This is a genomic window from Rhodopseudomonas sp. NSM, assembly GCF_052445935.1.
In the GTDB taxonomy this organism is placed as follows: domain Bacteria; phylum Pseudomonadota; class Alphaproteobacteria; order Rhizobiales; family Xanthobacteraceae; genus Rhodopseudomonas.
This window is the reverse complement of the sequence record NZ_JBQTCH010000001.1, coordinates 800,976-817,157: the sequence shown is the minus strand read 5'-3', so window position 1 is coordinate 817,157 and position 16,182 is coordinate 800,976. Positions and strand designations below refer to the sequence as shown.

Sequence of the window (16,182 nt, the reverse complement as noted above, 5' to 3'; positions counted from 1 at the left end):
CTCTCCCCGCAAGAGCGGGGCGAGGGAGCTCGCCGTGCTTGGGGAGGGGGCGTGATATCTCACCGGGCGGTCGCTGTTTCAACGCTTACTTCTATCAGCCGCACAAGCCGGCACAGCCTCACCTCTCCCCGCGCGCGGGGAGAGGTCGCCCGGCGTAGCGCAGCGAAGCCGGGCGGGTGAGGGGGCGTTTCCACAAAGCCGAGAGTCCGTGCCGCGCCTCGCCCCTCACCCCACCCCTCTCCCCGCAAGGGCGGGGCGAGGGAGCTCGCCGTGCTCGGCGATAGGGCCGCGATCTCTCGCCGCGAGCGGGCGCGAGGGGTCTCGTGGTCCGGCCTTCCGTCGCTCCGCCTTCCGTCAATTCAATGCCCCATCGCCGGCTTGTCGCTGCGCGTCACGGTGCGCAGGGACAGCGCCAGCGGGACCATCACGGCGGCGATCAGCGCCAGCGTCATGAACACGTCGATATAGGCCATGAACGCCGCCTGGCTCTGCACCATCTGGTTGATCACCGCCATCGCCGAGCCGGCGACGTCACCGGTGGCGTGCTGGCTACTCAAGTAATTCTGGATGCCGGCCAGCGTGTCGTGGAAATACGGATTCCACGCGCCGACATGTTCGCCGAGCCGGCTCTGGTGAAACTGCTCGCGCCGCGCCAGCACGGTCTGGCTGATCGAGACGCCGATCGAGCCGCCGAAATTGCGCGCGAGGTTGATCATCGCCGAGGCCTGGTCGGTCCTGTCCGGCGGGATGCCGTCATAGGAGGCGGTGGTGATCGGGATGAAGATCAGCGGCAGGCCGAGGCCGAGATAGATCCGCGACAGGGCGAAGTACCAATAGTCGGCGTCGGGCGACAGCCGCAGCAGATCGGCCATCGCGCCGGCGCAGATGCAGGCGCCGAGCGCGATCAGCCAGCGCGGCTGGATCTTGCCGAGCCGGCCGACCACCAGCATCATGCACATCGTCACGAGGCCGCCCGGCGAAATCACCAGGCCGGCCAGCGTCGCGGTGTAGCCGTAGCGCTCCTGCAGCAGCTGCGGCAGGATCTGCGTGGTCGCGATCAGCAGCGCGCCGGTCGCCAGCATGATCATGAAGCAGGTGCCGAACTGCCGGCCGGCCAGCATCCGGATGTCGATCAGCGGCCGCTCGCGCGACAGCTCCCACGGCACGAAGGCGATCAGCGCCAGCGCCGAGATCACCGCGAAGGCGACGATGAAGCTCGAGCCGAACCAGTCGTCGACCTGGCCGCGGTCGAGCACCACTTCGAGCGCGCCGAGAAACGTCGCGACCAGCAGGAAGCCGACGATGTCGAAATTGAACCCCTTCGCCCACAGCGCCGCGCGGGTCTTCTCCTGTTGGGCGGAAGTCGGGATGATCAGATAGATCGCCACCAGCGAGGCGATGCCGACCGGCACGTTGATCAGGAAGCACCAGTGCCACGACAGGTTGTCGCTGAGCCAGCCGCCGAGCGTCGGCCCGACCACCGGCGCCACCACCACGGCGATGCCGTACAGCGCGAAGCCCTGGCCGCGTTTGGACGGCGGGAACGCCGCCGCGAGGATCGATTGCGCCACCGGCGTCATGCCGCCGCCGGCCAGCCCCTGCATGATGCGGAAGATCAGCAGCGATTGCAGATTCCACGCCAGCCCGCACAGCAGCGAACTCACCGTGAACAGTGCGATACAGACCAGAAAGAACCTCTTGCGGCCGAACATCTGCGCGATCCAGCCGGACGCGCACAGCACGATCGAATTGGCGACCAGATAGGTGGTGACCACCCACGACGCCTCGTCGCTGCTGACGGCGAGGCCGCCGGCGACGTAGCGCAGCGCCACATTGGCGATGGTGGTGTCGAGCACTTCCATGAAGGTCGCGACCGACACCAGGATCGCGATCAGCCAGGGATTGGCGCCGCCATATTCGCCATCTTGGGCCTGGGATTCCGCCGCCATCGCGCCGGCCTCACGGACGCACGGTGACGGTCGGTACCACCGACATGCCGGGGCCGACCGCGACGTCGGGGCGCTGGTCGAAGGTGATCTTCACCGGCACGCGCTGCACCACCTTGACGTAGTTGCCGGTGGCGTTCTCGGCGGGCAGCAGGCTGAACGCGGTGCCGCTGCCGGCCTGGATGCTGTCGACATGGCCCGGGAAGGAGCGGTCGTAGGCGTCGATATGGATGTCGACGCTCTGGCCGACGCGCATCAGTTCGAGCTGGGTCTCCTTGAAGTTCGCCGTCACCCAGACGTCGAGCGGCACCAGCACCATGATGGCCTGGCCGGGCGAGGCCAGCGCGCCGACGGCGCCGGTGAGTTTCGCGATCCGGCCGTCGGTCGGCGCGCGCAATTCGGTGCGCTGCAGGTTGACGTCGGCCTGTTCCTTCTGCGCCTGCGCGGCCTGCAGCTGCGCCTGCGCCTCTTCCTGTTTGGCGCGAAGCACGTCGACCTGTCGCGCGGCGGCGAGCCTCGCGGCATTGGCGGCGTCGAGCGCGGCCGTCTTGCTGGTGAAATCGGACTGCGCCTGCTGGGCGCGCTGCACGGTGCCGGCGCCTTTCTGCACCAGCTCCTGATAGCGCCTGTTTTCGTCGATCGCGAAATCGAGCGCGGCCTGCGCTTCCTGCACCTGCTGGTTGGCCTGCTGGATCTGCGCCTGCTGCGCGCCGATCTGGGCGGCGATGTCGTCGATCGAGGCGCGGGCCTGGCGGATCTGCGCGGCGGCCTGATCGACCGCGGCCTTGTAGTCGCGAGGGTCGATGGTCGCCAGCAGATCGCCGGCCTTCACCACCTGATTGTCGGTGACGTCGACGGCTGCGATCGCGCCCGACACCTGCGGGCTGATCAGCACCGCGCGGGTGTCGATGAAGGCGTCGTCGCTGCTCTCGTAGTGCCGCGCGTGCAGATACCACGCGATGCCCGCGGCGATCCCGGCGAGGATCAGCACGGCGCCGACGATCGTGGCGATCGGGTGCTGCCGGATCACGCCGCGCCGGCCGGCCGGCGTCTGCGGTGGCGGCGGCGCCTGCCCGGCCTCGGGGAGCGCCGACGGCTGGCGCGCCTTCGTCTCGGCGCGGCGGCTTTCTGCCACTTCGCGCGGTTCGGGGGCGTCCTGCAGCCTGGCTTGTCTCGGGCCGCCGTCTCTCGGGGCGGCGTCGCCCTTTGCGGAAATCACGTCAGCCGCGCTCATCGGTCTCACCATGGCTGGGGAACAATCGGATGCGGAGAGAACCACGCCGCGCCGGCCCCGGTTCCGCGCAATGCTGCAATGCAAAGCCCTGCACCGCGCACAATCTTGCGAGCGGCATTTCGGACTCGTCGGCGACCCGCGGAGGGCGCTACAACGGCATCAATCCATCATCAGAATGTGACCGGGGACTCGCCTTGCTGACCGAAACGACCGACTACGACGCCCTGCATCGCAACTTCCGCTGGGCCGTTCCCGCCCGCTTCAACATCGCGACCGCGGCGTGCGATCGTCATGCGATCGGCGACAAGCCGGCGCTGATCTATGTCGACGAGGCCGGCGCGGTGACGCGGCTGTCGTTCGCCGAAGTCGCCAGCGCCTCGCGCCGCTTCGCCAATGTGCTGCGCGCGGCGGGCCTCGCGCGCGGCGATCGCGTCGCGGTGTTCCTGTCGCAATCGATCGAGCTGCCGATCGTGCATCTGGCGGCGTTCCGCTCAGGCCTGGTGTCGGTGCCGCTGTTCACGCTGTTCGGCGAGGACGCGCTGGAATATCGGCTGTCGAATTCCGGCGCGCGCGCGGTGGTCACCGACGAGAGCGGACTGCCGAAGCTCCTGAAGATCCGCGACCGCCTGCCGGAACTGCAGCACATCTATGTGACCGGCGCGCCGGCGCCGGCCGGCGTCGACCTGTTCTGGTCGAAGCTCGACGCCGCGCCCGACGCGTTCGACACCGTCGATACGTCCTGCGACGATCCGGCGATCATCATCTACACCTCCGGCACGACAGGGAATCCCAAAGGCGCGCTGCACGCGCATCGCGTGCTGCTCGGCCATCTGCCGAATGTCGAGATGGCGCACGACTTCTTCCCCAAGCCCGGCGACCTGATGTGGACTCCGGCCGACTGGGCGTGGATCGGCGGGCTGTTCGATGCGCTGTTTCCGGCCTGGTATCACGGCGTCGCGATGCTCGGCCATCGCGCCAGGAAATTCGAGCCGCAGGCGGCGATGCAACTGATGGCGGATCACCACATCCGCAACGTGTTCCTGCCGCCGACCGCGCTGAAGCTGATGCGGCAGGCCGATGTGAAGCACGACGGCGTGCGCCTGCGCAGCATCTTCACCGGCGGCGAGTCGCTCGGCGGCGAATTGCTCCAGTGGGTGCGCGCCACTTTCGGCGTCGACGCGCACGAGATCTACGGCCAGACCGAATGCAATCTCGTGGTCGGCAACAACGCCCGTCTGTTTCCGATCCGGCCGGGCTCGATGGGCAAGCCGACGCCGGGCTTCGACGTCCGCATCGTCGACGAGGCGGGCCGGGAACTGCCGCGCGGCGAGCGCGGCATCATCGCGGTGCGCCAGCCCAATCCGGTGACCATGCTGGAATACTGGCGCAACGCGGAGGCGACCGCGAAGAAGTTCGCCGGCGGCTTCCTGCTCACCGGCGATCTCGGCACGCAGGATGCCGATGGTTACTTCTGGTACGACGGCCGCGAGGACGACGTCATCACCTCGGCCGGCTATCGCATCGGTCCGTCGGAGATCGAGCACACGCTGATGAAGCACCCGGCGGTCGCCTTCGCCGCGGTGGTCGGCGTGCCGGATCCGATCCGCACCGAGGCGATCAAGGCCTGGATCGTGCTGCGCCCGGGCTTTGAAAAGGGCGACGCGCTCGCCCGCGAGATCCAGGATTTCGTCAAGGTCCAGCTCGCCGCCCACGAATATCCGCGCCTCGTCGCCTTCACCGACACCCTGCCGATGACCGCCACCGGCAAGGTGCTGCGCCGCGAGTTGCGGGCGAAGGGATAGGCACTCCGTCATTCCGGGGCGCCGCGGAGCGGCGAGCCCGGAATCCATAACCACAGGTGTTCGTGGTGGGCGAAGGCGGCCGCCATCGGCCCCGCGACCCCGCGAGTGCAGGGGCTATGGATTCCGGGCTCGCTCACTGCGTGAGCACCCCGGAATGACGGGGAGAGGTGAGCGCGCTCCCGATCGAAGCTCCGAAAAGCAACGACGCATTTGCTGCACTGCGTGCCAATGCTGCATCGCGAACTCATCGCTCGATCTTGTGATGCAGCATTCGCGCATGGCCATTGACGCCGACCGCACCCCGGCGCCTAATCGGCGCAACTAACAACAAGCGATCATCGCAACCATTGACCAGGGAGGAGCGACCATGTCGACCATGTCGATCTCCGGTAAGGTTGATCCCGTCGTCCGGCGCGTCACGTTCGCCGATATCGCGGATGCGTTCGGCCAGGGCCTGCGCGATTTCCAGGCCGCGCCGCTGTACGGCCTCGCCTTCGGCGCGTTCTACGCCGCCGGCGGCGTGCTGATCCTGCTGTGTCTCACCGCGCTGCACATGGTGTATCTGGCCTATCCGCTCGCCGCCGGCTTCGCGCTGATCGGGCCGTTCGTGGCGCTCGGCCTGTATGAAGTCAGCCGCCAGCGCGAGGCCGGCAGGAAGCCGTCGCCGATGCAGATCGTCGGGCTGATCCGCACGCGCGGCGAGCTCGGCTGGATGGCGTTCGTCACGCTGTTCCTGTTCGTGATCTGGATGTATCAGGTCCGCCTGCTGATCGCGCTGTTCCTCGGCGTCAGCGCCTCGTTCGGCAGCCTGCAGGAATTCATCTCGGTGGTGCTGACCACCAATGAGGGGCTGGTGTTCCTCGCGGTCGGCAATTGCGTCGGCGCCGCGCTGGCGCTGGTGCTGTTCTCGCTGACCGTGGTGTCGTTTCCGCTGCTGCTCGACCGTGACGTCGATTTCGTCACCGCGATGCTGACCAGCGTCCGCGCGGTGGTGATGAGCCCGGGGCCGATGATCGCCTGGGCCGCGGCGATCGTGCTGCTGCTGGCGGTCTCGGCGCTGCCGTATTTCCTCGGCCTGGTCGTGACGCTGCCGATCCTCGGCCACACCACCTGGCACCTGTATCGCAAGATCGTCGCGCCGGTGGCGGCCGAGCTGCCCGAGACGATGCCCGAGACCGCGCCGGACAACGTGCTGACGCTGCCGCAGGCCGCGACGCGCAACTGAAGTTGCGCGGCTGGCTCGGCTCGCATTGCCGCCGCGCCGCTGCTATCCTTCACGCCGAAATCCGGTCGTGAATGGAAATGCCGATGTCGCTCGAACTGTATCTCACCTATGTCGGCGCCTGCATTGTGCTGGCGCTGCTGCCCGGGCCGGTGGTGACGCTGGTGATCGCCAACGGCCTGCGCCACGGCAGCCGCGCCGCGCTGGCCAACATCGCCGGCGCGCAGCTCGGCCTCGGCCTCGTCATCGCGCTGGTGGCGGCCGGCCTGACCACGCTGATGGCGACGATGGCCACCTGGTTCGACTGGGTGCGCCTGCTCGGCGCCGCCTATCTGGTGTGGCTCGGCATCGGGCTGATCCGCAATCCGGTGCAGGGCGTCGCGAGCGACGCGCCGCCACCGCCGCCGCGCGGCGGCTTCTTCCTGCAGGGGCTGGTGGTGCTGCTCGCCAATCCGAAGGTGCTGGTGTTCTTCGGCGCGTTCATCCCGCAATTCGTCGACATGCAGCGCGATCACGTCCCGCAGGTGGCGCTGCTCGGCGTGACCTTCATGGCGATCGTCGCCGTCACCGACGCGGTCTACGCGCTGCTGGCGGGGCGCGCGCGGACGCTGTTCTCGGCCCGCCGCACCCGGCTGCTGTCGCGTGTCTCCGGCGGCTTCATGATCGGCGGCGGCGTCTGGCTCGCGCTCAGCCGGGCGAAGTAGAATGACGGGGAAAGCGTCAACGTAGAACCGTAGGGTGGGTTAGCGCGCAGCGCGTAACCCACCGATGCGACGCTGCGATACGTCGCGATGGGTTACGGCGCAAGAGCGCCTAACCCATCCTACGAGTCTAGGTCGCGGACAGCCTCTCAACGTCATTGCGAGCGAAGCGAAGCAATCCAGAGCGCCGCGCACCGGGCCGCTGGATTGCTTCGTCGCTTCGCTCCTCGCAATGACGGGGAGAGGGTCACGTGAGACGCCATCAACTGAGCGCCTGTCGCGCCCGCAGCTTTTCCTCGATCGCGGTCAGCACCCGCGCCAGCCGCTCTGCCCATTCCGCCTGACCTTGCTCGGACATGATCTGGTCCTGGCGGATCTCGATGCCGGAATTGATCAGCCCGCGCGCCTCGCCGTGCACCGGGATCGCGTAGTCGGTGGCGTCGCTCACCGCATAAGGCTGGTTGTCGCCGACCACGAGTCCCTCTTCGCGGCGCAGCTCGGCGAGCAGCAGCGGCGGCAGCACCCTGTCGTGCTGATACAGCGTGCCGATGTGCCAGGGCCGCGCCATGCCGTGATACACCGGCGTGAACGAATGCAGTGCCAGCAGGATGGTCGGCCGTCCGGCGGCGAGGCGGGCGTCGATCGCGGCCTCGATCCGGGCATGATACGGATCGAAGATCAGCCGCCGCCGCTCCTCGGCCTGCTCGCGCGTCAGCCCGTCATTGCCGGGGATCGTGGTGGTCTCGCTGACCAGCGGGATCGAGCTCTCGGCGCTCGGCGGCCGGTTGCAGTCGATCACCAGCCGCGAATAACGCTGCGCGATCAGATGCGCGCCGAGCGCGTCGGACAATCGCTCGGCGACGCCGGCGATGCCGACATCCCAGGCGATATGCCGGGTGAGTTCGGCTTCGGGCAGGCCGAGATCGCCGAGCTGCGACGGGATCTTGCGCCCGTAATGGTCGCAAACCAGCAGAAACGGCGATTCTCCCGCCGGATTTCGCTCGATGACCGGAACATCTCCGTCGTCGAGGCGTAGGGATTCATTCGCGCCGCTCATGTCTGAAATGCCTATCAAATCAGCAGTCCGCCCCGGACGTTGCTGGTATCGTTTCGGCGCCGCAAAGTCGAGATCCAGATCGTTGCCCATGCCCTTACTCACCATCTATCACCGCACCGAATATCACTACGCCCGTCCGGTCGCCTTCGGCGAACACCGGGTGATGCTGCGGCCGAGCGACGGTCACGATCTGCGGATGCTGCAGGGCGCGCTGGTGATCACGCCGCAGCCGGCGACGCTGCGCTGGATCCACGACGTGTTCGGCAACAGCGTCGCAATCGCGACGTTCGACCGGCGCGCGACCACGCTGACCTTCGATTCCACCGCCACCGTCGAGCATCATCCGAGCGAAGATTTCGCGCTGACGCCGGACGACCGCGCGTTCTTCTATCCGTTCATGTACGACGAGGAGGAGTTTCCCGACCTCGAGCCGTTCATCCGCCCGCAATATGGCGATCCGGATGGCGAATTGTCGGCCTGGGCACTCAGCTTTCTCGATGCCCAGGGCTCGACGCCGACCTTCAATATCCTCAGCGGCCTCACCCACGGCATCCGCGGCGCGTTCAGCTATCGCAAGCGCCATGCCCACGGCACCCAGCATCCGCTCGACACGCTGCAGACCCGCTCCGGCACCTGCCGCGATTTCGCGCTGCTGATGATCGAGGCGCTGCGCCGGCTCGGCATCGCCGCGCGCTTCGTCTCCGGCTATCTGTTCGTGCATGGCGACCGCGCGCATGGCTATGTCGGCGGCGGCTCGACCCACGCCTGGGTTCAGGTCTATCTGCCGAGCGCCGGCTGGATCGAGTTCGATCCGACCAATGGCATCATCGGCAGCCGCGATCTGGTGCGGGTGGCGGTGGCGCGCGATCCGATGCAGGCGGTGCCGCTGCACGGCAGCTATTTCGGCGGCGCCGATGAGTTTCTGCGGATGGATGTCAGCATCAACGTGGTCTCGGCCGGAGACGATGCGCCGCGCGAAGTGAGTGCGGCGGCGCAGGGTTGAGTCGATGGCTGAGTCGATGGCTGAGCCGGATGCGATGCTCGATCGGTTGTTCGTCTACGGCACGCTGATGCGCGGCTTCGACAATCCGATGGCGCGGCTGTTGTCTGTCGAAGCCGAGTGTCTCGGCCCGGCGACGATGCCGGGCCGGCTGTACCGGATCCGGCACTATCCGGGCCTGGTCGCCGCCGCCGTTCCCGCCGACATCGTGTTCGGCGAAGTATTCAGGATGAGGCGGCCACGCGAGCTGCTGGCGCAGCTCGACGACTACGAAGGCTGCGGACCGGGTGACGCCGAACCGGCCGAGTATCGGCGCGACATCGCAAGCGTCACGCTGGCGAATGGCGCCGCGATCGAGGTGTTCGTCTACATCTACAACTGGGAGGTCGCGGACCTGCCGCGGATCGTCTCTGGGCGATTTCGGCCGGACAGTGCCGGCTGAAGCTGCGTCGGCGGACTTGGAGCCGTTCTGCTATTGATGGAATCAGACCTTGCGATCCGACCGCCGCCGTCATCCTGAGAGCCTGCCCCGGACTTGATCCGGGGTGCCCGCTGGGCCGCGCTATGCGCGGCGCGGCGGGCCTCGAAGGATGGGCCGCAGGTGCCCTTCGCCGCATCCTTCGAGGCGCGCTACGCGCGCACCTCAGGATGACGACTCTGCATTTGAGCGATCTAGCGGTTCAGATGAAGTTCGATATGGGCGTTGCCGGCCAGCGGCAGCAGCGTCAGCCATTCCGGATTGCCGGGCTCGGTGAGGCAGAAGCTCGGGAAGTCGTAGGCGTCGACAGCCGCGGTCGCGATGTCGAGCGCGTGACCGCAATCGTCGCATTTCCAGGAGTGGATCGCGTAGACGCCGTCGACGGTCTCCACGCCGAGCGACGTCATTTCCACATTGCAACAGTTACAATTCGCCATGGTTCTGGCTCCTTATTGGTCGACTGCGCCCGGTTCCGTTGCCGGAATCGGCGCAAGTGAGCCCTGGACCTTGGTGAATCGCTCTCCCTCGACTCCCGCGCATCGCGCGTGGGTGCGACACTCAAGTCCCGCTTCTGCGGTGCAGCAATGAGACAGATCAAATCTGCCGCAGTTGCGAATTGACCTTGATTTAACGTTGGATTTTCATACCGCAATGCGGAATGTTGCGAGGACTGGCATGCATTTGCAGGATGCCTAAAATCAAGAGTTGCGTGATCGCAATCGAATCCCGGTCAGGCTCGCCGCTTCGGGTTGCTCATCTGTTCCATATAGGACCGCAGCACGGCGTTGATCCGTCGCTGATAGCCGCTGCCGTCGCGCTTGAAGAACGTCAGCACGTCCTCGTCGAGCCGAATCGAGATCGGCTTCTTGGCGGCGGGCATGATCAGCTCGGCCTTTGACCAGTCGATATCCTCGGTCCCGGCCCAATCGGGATCGCTGGCGATCGCGGCCTCGATCTCCGCTTCAGTCATGGCGTCGAAGCGGGCCCAGTCAGTCTTGCCCTTCCTCCGGTCGCCCCATTTGCGCGTGACGATAGTCTCTTTCTTCATTGGGTCTCGGATGTCGCGCGGAGATAATCCTGATCTTGTCGTCTCGTCGGGTGAAGATCACCGTGACGATCCGGCCGTGGGATACTCCGACAGCGATCCACCGCTCCTCGTTGTTGCGATCCGATCGGCGAAGAGCGATCCGATCGTAAAAAACCTCCGCCGCCTCGTCGAAATCGAGGCCGTGCTTAACGAGATTCCGTCTATTCTTTGCGTCATCCCACTCAAATCCGATGACGGATATGAGGTCGAATTCCTCTTCCATGGGAAAGAATCCATGCGTTAGAGCCAATTAATCGCTGCCCACGCAGGCGGTCCTCCCAATTTCTTTTCTCCGAACTGTATATACGATCGTATGTCGGGTGACAACTGGCTGGCTGTGAATAGCCGGGAGAACTCTGCCGCCCTACGCCTCTGCCTCGATTGTCCCTATATCCCTAGTCGGTTGGCGCCACCGCGCCCGACCCAGAGCCTCCGAACCCCATGCGCTTTTCGCCGCAATTTCTCGACGAGTTGAAAGCCCGGCTGCTGGTGTCGGAGGTGGTCGGCCGTCGGGTCAAGTTGAAGAAGGCCGGGCGGGAGTGGAAGGGGCTGTCGCCGTTTCAGCAGGAGAAGACGCCGTCGTTCTTCGTCAATGACGAGAAGCAGGCGTGGTTCGACTTCTCGTCCGGCAAGAACGGCTCGATTTTCGATTTCGTCATGCAGACCGACGGGGTGGATTTCCCCGAAGCCGTCGAGCGGCTCGCCGCGATGGCCGGCCTCGCCTTGCCGGCCGCGACGCCCGACGCAGCGCGCCAGGAGCAGCGCCGCCGCTCGCTCTACGACGTCATGGAAATGGCGGCGGTGTACTTCTCCGAGAATCTCGCCTCGCGCGCCGGCGCCCGCGCCCGTGGCTATCTCGCCGATCGCGGCATCCTGCCGTCGACCCAGGTCAAATTCCGCATCGGCTACGCCTCGCCGGATCGCTTCGCGCTGAAGGAGCATCTCGGCGGTCACGGCGTTTCGGTCGAGAGCATGATCGAGGCCGGGCTGCTGTCGGCCGGCGACGACATCCCGGTGCCGTTCGACAAGTTTCGCGACCGGGTGATGTTTCCGATCACCGACATCCGCGGCCGGGTGATCGCCTTCGGCGGTCGCGCGCTGGAGAAGGACGTCGCGGCGAAGTATCTGAACTCGCCCGAAACCCCGCTGTTTCACAAGGGCGACAACCTCTACAACCTCGCCACCGCCCGCAAGGCTGCGCACGACGCGGCCGGCAAGGCGACGCCGACTGGCGCCGCGTCGGTGATCGTGGTCGAGGGCTATATCGACGTCATCGCCATGGTGACGGCGGGCTTCGCCGCCACCGTCGCGCCGCTCGGCACCGCGCTGACCGAGAACCAGCTGCAACTGCTGTGGAAGATGGCCGACGAGCCGATCCTGTGTTTCGACGGCGACCGCGCCGGCCAGAAGGCGGCGTATCGCGCCGCCGATCTGGCGCTGCCGCATCTCAAGCCCGGCAAGAGTCTCCGCTTCGCGCTGCTGCCCGAGGGCCAGGACCCCGACGATCTCGCCCGCGCCGGCGGACGGCTGGCGATCGAGGAGGTGATCGGCGTGGCCCGGCCGCTCGCCGATCTGTTGTGGTCGCGTGAATCCGAAGGCGGCAGTTTCGCCACGCCGGAGCGCCGGGCGGCGCTGGAGGCGCGGATCAACGAGCTCGCCAACGGCATCCGCGACGAGGTGGTGCGGCGCTATTACCGCCAGGATTGGGCCGAGCGGCTGCGCGCCGCCTTCGCGCCGCAGGGTGGCTTCGGAGGAGGTTTCGGCGGCGGCTTCCGGGCCGGCGGCGGGGCGCGCGGTGGCGCTGATTCGGGGCGCCGGTTTGCGCCGCGCGGGAGTTTTCCACAGGGCGGCGGCCGATATGCGCCGTTCGGCCGGCAGACCGGGCTCAGCTCGCCGCCGCAGGGGCGCGGGCCGTATCAGGTCTCCAGCCCCGATCTGGCGTCGAGCCCGATCATGCGCGGCCAGCGCAGTGCGCTGTCCCGCCGCGAGGCGCTGATTCTGCAATCGCTGCTCAATCACCCCTGGCTGCTGCACGACCACCTCGAAGAGGTCGCCGCGCTGGAATTCGCCCATCCGGAGGCGCACCGGCTGCGCGCGGCGATCATCGCCGCCTTTGCGGGTGACCTTCACCATGCCGACGATCCGGCCGGGCAGTCCGAGAAACTCCGGGCCGATCTCGCCAAGGCCGGTTTATCCGAGCAATTGCAACGCCTTGAACGCGCGATCACGACCCACGCGGTGTGGGGCGCGGGGCCCGATGCGGCGCCCGAGGACGTTCTTTCGACGTGGCAGCAACTCGTTGCCTTGCATCGACAATCTCACTCCTTACTTAGGGAATTGAAGGATGCCGAGCTGGCTTTGGGTGAAGACGGCAGCGAGGCCAACGTCGCCTGGTTGAGGGACGTCAAGGCACGGCTCTCGGAAGTGGAAGGGACTGAGGCGCTGATCGAGGGATTCGGCCAGTCATCGGGCCGGTTCCATCGGAGCGTGTGACCGGGTTCGCGGCGGTTGATACGGCGGGTGCCGTGAAAAGACTCGCCAAACCCGCGCATTGGCTGCAAAAACAGGGTTAGTAAGGGCTTAACGGCATTCCGGTAGAAGGCCTTCGGGCACCATTTTTGGGAAACCACCAAACGGGATCGTGTCGGGTGGCGCAGGCGAGCGCCGCCCTTTGCGCGTCTCACCCGGCAAGGCAAGTTTAAGGCGAGTTTTTTGGCGACGCGGCGACGCGATCGTCATGCGCGCGTTCAGGAGCAGTGAATGGCCAGCAAGGCGAAGACGGTTCAGTTGAAAGACAAGGAAAAGGACGACAAGGCCGACGCGCCGGAGAAGGACTCCGCCGACGCTCCCTCGCCGTTGCTCGACCTGTCGGACGCGGCCGTCAAGAAGATGATCAAGCAGGCCAAGAAGCGCGGCTTCGTGACCTTCGATCAGCTCAACGAAGTGCTGCCGTCCGACACCACCTCGCCGGAGCAGATCGAGGACATCATGTCGATGCTGTCCGATATGGGCATCAACGTGTCCGAGGCCGAGGAAAGCGACAGCGACGACGAGGACGCCAAGGACGAGGCCGAGGAAGAGCCCGATAACGACCTCGTCGAAGTCACCGCCAAGGCGGTCACCGAGACCAAGAAGTCCGAGCCCGGCGAGCGCACCGACGATCCCGTCCGCATGTATCTGCGCGAGATGGGCACCGTCGAGCTGCTGTCGCGCGAGGGCGAAATCGCCATCGCCAAACGGATCGAGGCCGGCCGCGAGGCGATGATCGCCGGACTCTGCGAAAGCCCGCTGACCTTCCAGGCGATCATCATCTGGCGCGACGAGCTCAACGAAGGCAAGATCTTCCTTCGCGACATCATCGATCTCGAAGCCACCTATGCGGGCCCCGACGCCAAGGCCAACATGAACCCGGCGATGGCCGGCGATGGCGGCGAGGAAACCACCGCCGAGGGCGAAGGCGACGCCGGCGCGCCCGCGCATGTCGCGCCGCCCGCCGCGCCGCCGTCGGCGACGCCGTTCCGTCCCGCGCAGCAGCGCGCGGCGCCCGCCGCGGCCCCGGCCGCCGGCGAGGGTGGTGGCGAAGGCGCCGCCGAAGGCGACATGGACGACGACGAGTTCGAGAACCAGATGTCGCTCGCCGCGATCGAGGCCGAGCTCAAGCCGAAAGTGGTCGAGACCTTCGACAAGATCGCCGACAACTACAAGAAGCTGCGCAAGCTGCAGGAGCAGGACATCGCCAACCAGCTGCAGAACGAGCAGCTGTCGCCCTCGCAGGAGCGCAAGTACAAGAAGCTCAAGGACGAAATCATCGTCGAGGTGAAGTCGCTGCGGCTCAACCAGGCGCGTATCGATTCGCTGGTCGAGCAGCTCTACGACATCAACAAGAAGCTGGTGTCGTTCGAGGGCCGGCTGCTGCGGCTCGGCGACAGCCACGGCGTGGCGCGCGAGGACTTCCTGCGCAACTATCAGGGCTCGGAGCTCGATCCGCGCTGGCTCAACCGCGTCTCGAAACTGAGCGCCAAGGGCTGGAAGAACTTCGTCCACCACGAGAAGGACCGGATCCGCGAGCTGCGCCAGGAGATCCAGTCGATGGCCGCATTGACCGGGCTCGAGATCGGCGAATTCCGCAAGATCGTACACTCGGTGCAGAAGGGCGAGCGCGAAGCGCGCCAGGCCAAGAAGGAAATGGTCGAGGCCAACCTTCGTCTGGTGATCTCGATCGCCAAGAAATACACCAACCGCGGCCTGCAGTTTCTCGATCTCATTCAGGAGGGCAATATCGGCCTGATGAAGGCGGTCGACAAATTCGAATATCGCCGCGGCTACAAATTCTCGACCTACGCGACATGGTGGATCCGGCAGGCGATCACGCGTTCGATCGCCGACCAGGCCCGCACCATTCGTATTCCGGTGCACATGATCGAGACGATCAACAAGATCGTGCGCACTTCGCGGCAGATGCTCAACGAGATCGGCCGCGAGCCGACCCCCGAAGAACTCGCCGAAAAGCTCGGCATGCCGCTGGAGAAGGTCCGCAAGGTTCTCAAGATCGCCAAGGAGCCGCTGTCGCTCGAAACCCCGGTGGGTGACGAAGAGGACAGCCATCTCGGCGACTTCATCGAGGACAAGAACGCGGTGCTGCCGATCGACGCCGCGATCCAGTCGAACCTGCGCGAGACCACCACGCGCGTGCTCGCCTCGCTGACCCCGCGCGAAGAACGCGTGCTGCGCATGCGCTTCGGCATCGGCATGAACACCGACCACACGCTGGAAGAAGTCGGCCAGCAGTTCTCGGTGACCCGCGAGCGCATTCGCCAGATCGAAGCCAAGGCGCTGCGGAAGTTGAAGCATCCGAGCCGCTCGCGGAAGCTGCGGAGCTTTTTGGATAACTAATCGTAGGGTGGGCAAAGGCGCGCAGCGCCGTGCCCACCTTCCACCTGTGATGAAGCCGAGGCAGAGCCGATGGCATCAAAGCGGCACCTGATCGAGGTCGACGAGACCACCGCAACCCGTCTTCGCGAACGCGCCGACGCGCAGGGCGTCTCGGTCGCCGAATTGGTCGCGGGCCTGACGGCGCTGGCCGATACCCCGGTCGACATTTCCCCCGAAGACCTCGTCGAACTCGATCGGCAGGTGGCCGCCATCAAATCCGGCGAGGAAGCGACCAACCCGCAGGACGAGGTCGAGCGCTGGCTCGCCACATGGGGCACGCCCGACTACAAGCCGTTTCCCAGAAACCGATAGAAGTCCACCGTGAAGCTCGTCTGGTCGGAACTGCCGTCGCCGATCTCGAACGCTTCGCCGAATTTCTCCGCGACAACCATCCCGCCATCGCAAATCGCATCGCGGCCGAAATCGTCAAGCAGGCGCGGCTGATTGCCGACTATCCGCGGATCGGGCGTCCCGGCCCCGGCGGCTATCGCGAGCTCAATCTGCCGGTGCTCAACGCGGTCTATGTACTCCGCTACACGTTCGATGCCGAAGCGGTCCTGATGTTGCGCGTCTTCCACAGCCGCGAGCAGCGCGACACGTAGGCCGTCCAAATACGAGGAGCCGTAGGGTAGGTCAGGCGCAGCCGTAACCCACCGTCACCAATCGCGGCGGATGAAGCCTTCGGCTGATCCGCCCGACGGCTATCGGTCCCCCTCCCCCTTG

At 66.3% G+C, this 16,182-nt stretch carries 15 protein-coding genes; 9 read left to right on the top strand and 6 right to left on the bottom strand.

What is annotated here, in order from left to right:
* Nucleotides 1-359 precede the first annotated feature (359 nt).
* Together ACTZWT_RS03710 and ACTZWT_RS03705 are read right to left on the bottom strand one after the other, a co-directional pair.
* Nucleotides 360-1,949: a DHA2 family efflux MFS transporter permease subunit gene (locus tag ACTZWT_RS03710; RefSeq protein ID WP_444768352.1), complete on the bottom strand. Its 1,590-nt coding sequence runs from the start codon at nt 1,947-1,949 to the stop codon at nt 360-362.
* 10 nt (nt 1,950-1,959) lie between these two features.
* A complete protein-coding gene (locus ACTZWT_RS03705; RefSeq protein ID WP_444768351.1) occupies nt 1,960-3,180 on the bottom strand; it encodes an efflux RND transporter periplasmic adaptor subunit in 1,221 nt (406 codons plus the stop codon).
* 194 nt (nt 3,181-3,374) lie between these two features.
* Between ACTZWT_RS03705 and ACTZWT_RS03700 the strand changes: the two genes are divergently transcribed.
* The 3 genes from ACTZWT_RS03700 (at nt 3,375) to ACTZWT_RS03690 (ending at nt 6,908) form a co-directional block, all read left to right on the top strand.
* The gene (locus ACTZWT_RS03700; protein ID WP_444768350.1) at nt 3,375-4,982 is read left to right on the top strand and encodes an acyl-CoA synthetase; all 1,608 of its coding nucleotides are present in this window, start codon (nt 3,375-3,377) and stop codon (nt 4,980-4,982) included.
* 376 nt (nt 4,983-5,358) lie between these two features.
* On the top strand, nt 5,359-6,207 hold the full coding sequence (locus ACTZWT_RS03695; protein WP_444768467.1) for a DUF2189 domain-containing protein: 849 nt from the start codon (nt 5,359-5,361) through the stop codon (nt 6,205-6,207).
* 83 nt (nt 6,208-6,290) lie between these two features.
* A complete protein-coding gene (locus ACTZWT_RS03690) occupies nt 6,291-6,908 on the top strand; it encodes a LysE family translocator (protein ID WP_444768349.1) in 618 nt (205 codons plus the stop codon).
* A gap of 259 nt (nt 6,909-7,167) precedes the next feature.
* Here ACTZWT_RS03690 and ACTZWT_RS03685 read toward each other — a convergent pair whose 3' ends face one another.
* On the bottom strand, nt 7,168-7,962 hold the full coding sequence (locus tag ACTZWT_RS03685; RefSeq protein ID WP_444768348.1) for an N-formylglutamate amidohydrolase: 795 nt from the start codon (nt 7,960-7,962) through the stop codon (nt 7,168-7,170).
* A gap of 88 nt (nt 7,963-8,050) precedes the next feature.
* Between ACTZWT_RS03685 and ACTZWT_RS03680 the strand changes: the two genes are divergently transcribed.
* Nucleotides 8,051-8,965 (top strand): transglutaminase family protein, encoded by a 915-nt coding sequence (locus tag ACTZWT_RS03680; protein WP_444768347.1) that lies wholly within the window; start codon nt 8,051-8,053, stop codon nt 8,963-8,965.
* A gap of 34 nt (nt 8,966-8,999) precedes the next feature.
* The gene (locus tag ACTZWT_RS03675) at nt 9,000-9,404 is read left to right on the top strand and encodes a gamma-glutamylcyclotransferase family protein (RefSeq protein ID WP_444768466.1); all 405 of its coding nucleotides are present in this window, start codon (nt 9,000-9,002) and stop codon (nt 9,402-9,404) included.
* A gap of 230 nt (nt 9,405-9,634) precedes the next feature.
* Here the strand turns inward: ACTZWT_RS03675 and ACTZWT_RS03670 are convergent, their stop codons facing one another.
* The 3 genes from ACTZWT_RS03670 to ACTZWT_RS03660 all read right to left on the bottom strand — a co-directional run bounded on the left by ACTZWT_RS03670 (nt 9,635) and on the right by ACTZWT_RS03660 (nt 10,750).
* Entirely contained in the window at nt 9,635-9,877 is a 243-nt protein-coding gene (locus ACTZWT_RS03670; RefSeq protein WP_444768346.1) for a hypothetical protein, read from the bottom strand.
* A 293-nt stretch (nt 9,878-10,170) separates the two neighbouring features.
* The gene (locus tag ACTZWT_RS03665) at nt 10,171-10,488 is read right to left on the bottom strand and encodes a BrnA antitoxin family protein (RefSeq protein ID WP_444768345.1); all 318 of its coding nucleotides are present in this window, start codon (nt 10,486-10,488) and stop codon (nt 10,171-10,173) included.
* Entirely contained in the window at nt 10,430-10,750 is a 321-nt protein-coding gene (locus tag ACTZWT_RS03660) for a BrnT family toxin (protein WP_444768344.1), read from the bottom strand. Before ACTZWT_RS03660 ends, ACTZWT_RS03665 begins: the two co-directional genes overlap by 59 nt.
* A 218-nt stretch (nt 10,751-10,968) precedes the next feature.
* Here ACTZWT_RS03660 and dnaG point away from each other — a divergent pair, with 218 nt between their 5' ends.
* The 4 genes from dnaG to ACTZWT_RS03640 all read left to right on the top strand — a co-directional run bounded on the left by dnaG (nt 10,969) and on the right by ACTZWT_RS03640 (nt 16,061).
* A complete protein-coding gene (dnaG, locus tag ACTZWT_RS03655; RefSeq protein WP_444768343.1) occupies nt 10,969-13,020 on the top strand; it encodes a DNA primase in 2,052 nt (683 codons plus the stop codon).
* A 267-nt stretch (nt 13,021-13,287) separates the two neighbouring features.
* Nucleotides 13,288-15,420 (top strand): RNA polymerase sigma factor RpoD, encoded by a 2,133-nt coding sequence (gene rpoD, locus ACTZWT_RS03650; protein WP_444768342.1) that lies wholly within the window; start codon nt 13,288-13,290, stop codon nt 15,418-15,420.
* Between the two features lie 69 nt (nt 15,421-15,489).
* Nucleotides 15,490-15,771 (top strand): hypothetical protein, encoded by a 282-nt coding sequence (locus tag ACTZWT_RS03645; RefSeq protein ID WP_444768341.1) that lies wholly within the window; start codon nt 15,490-15,492, stop codon nt 15,769-15,771.
* Nucleotides 15,729-16,061, top strand: coding sequence for a type II toxin-antitoxin system RelE/ParE family toxin (locus ACTZWT_RS03640; protein ID WP_444768340.1), 333 nt, complete (start codon nt 15,729-15,731; stop codon nt 16,059-16,061). The genes ACTZWT_RS03645 and ACTZWT_RS03640 overlap by 43 nt, the downstream gene beginning before the upstream one ends.
* Nucleotides 16,062-16,182: the final 121 nt, after the last annotated feature.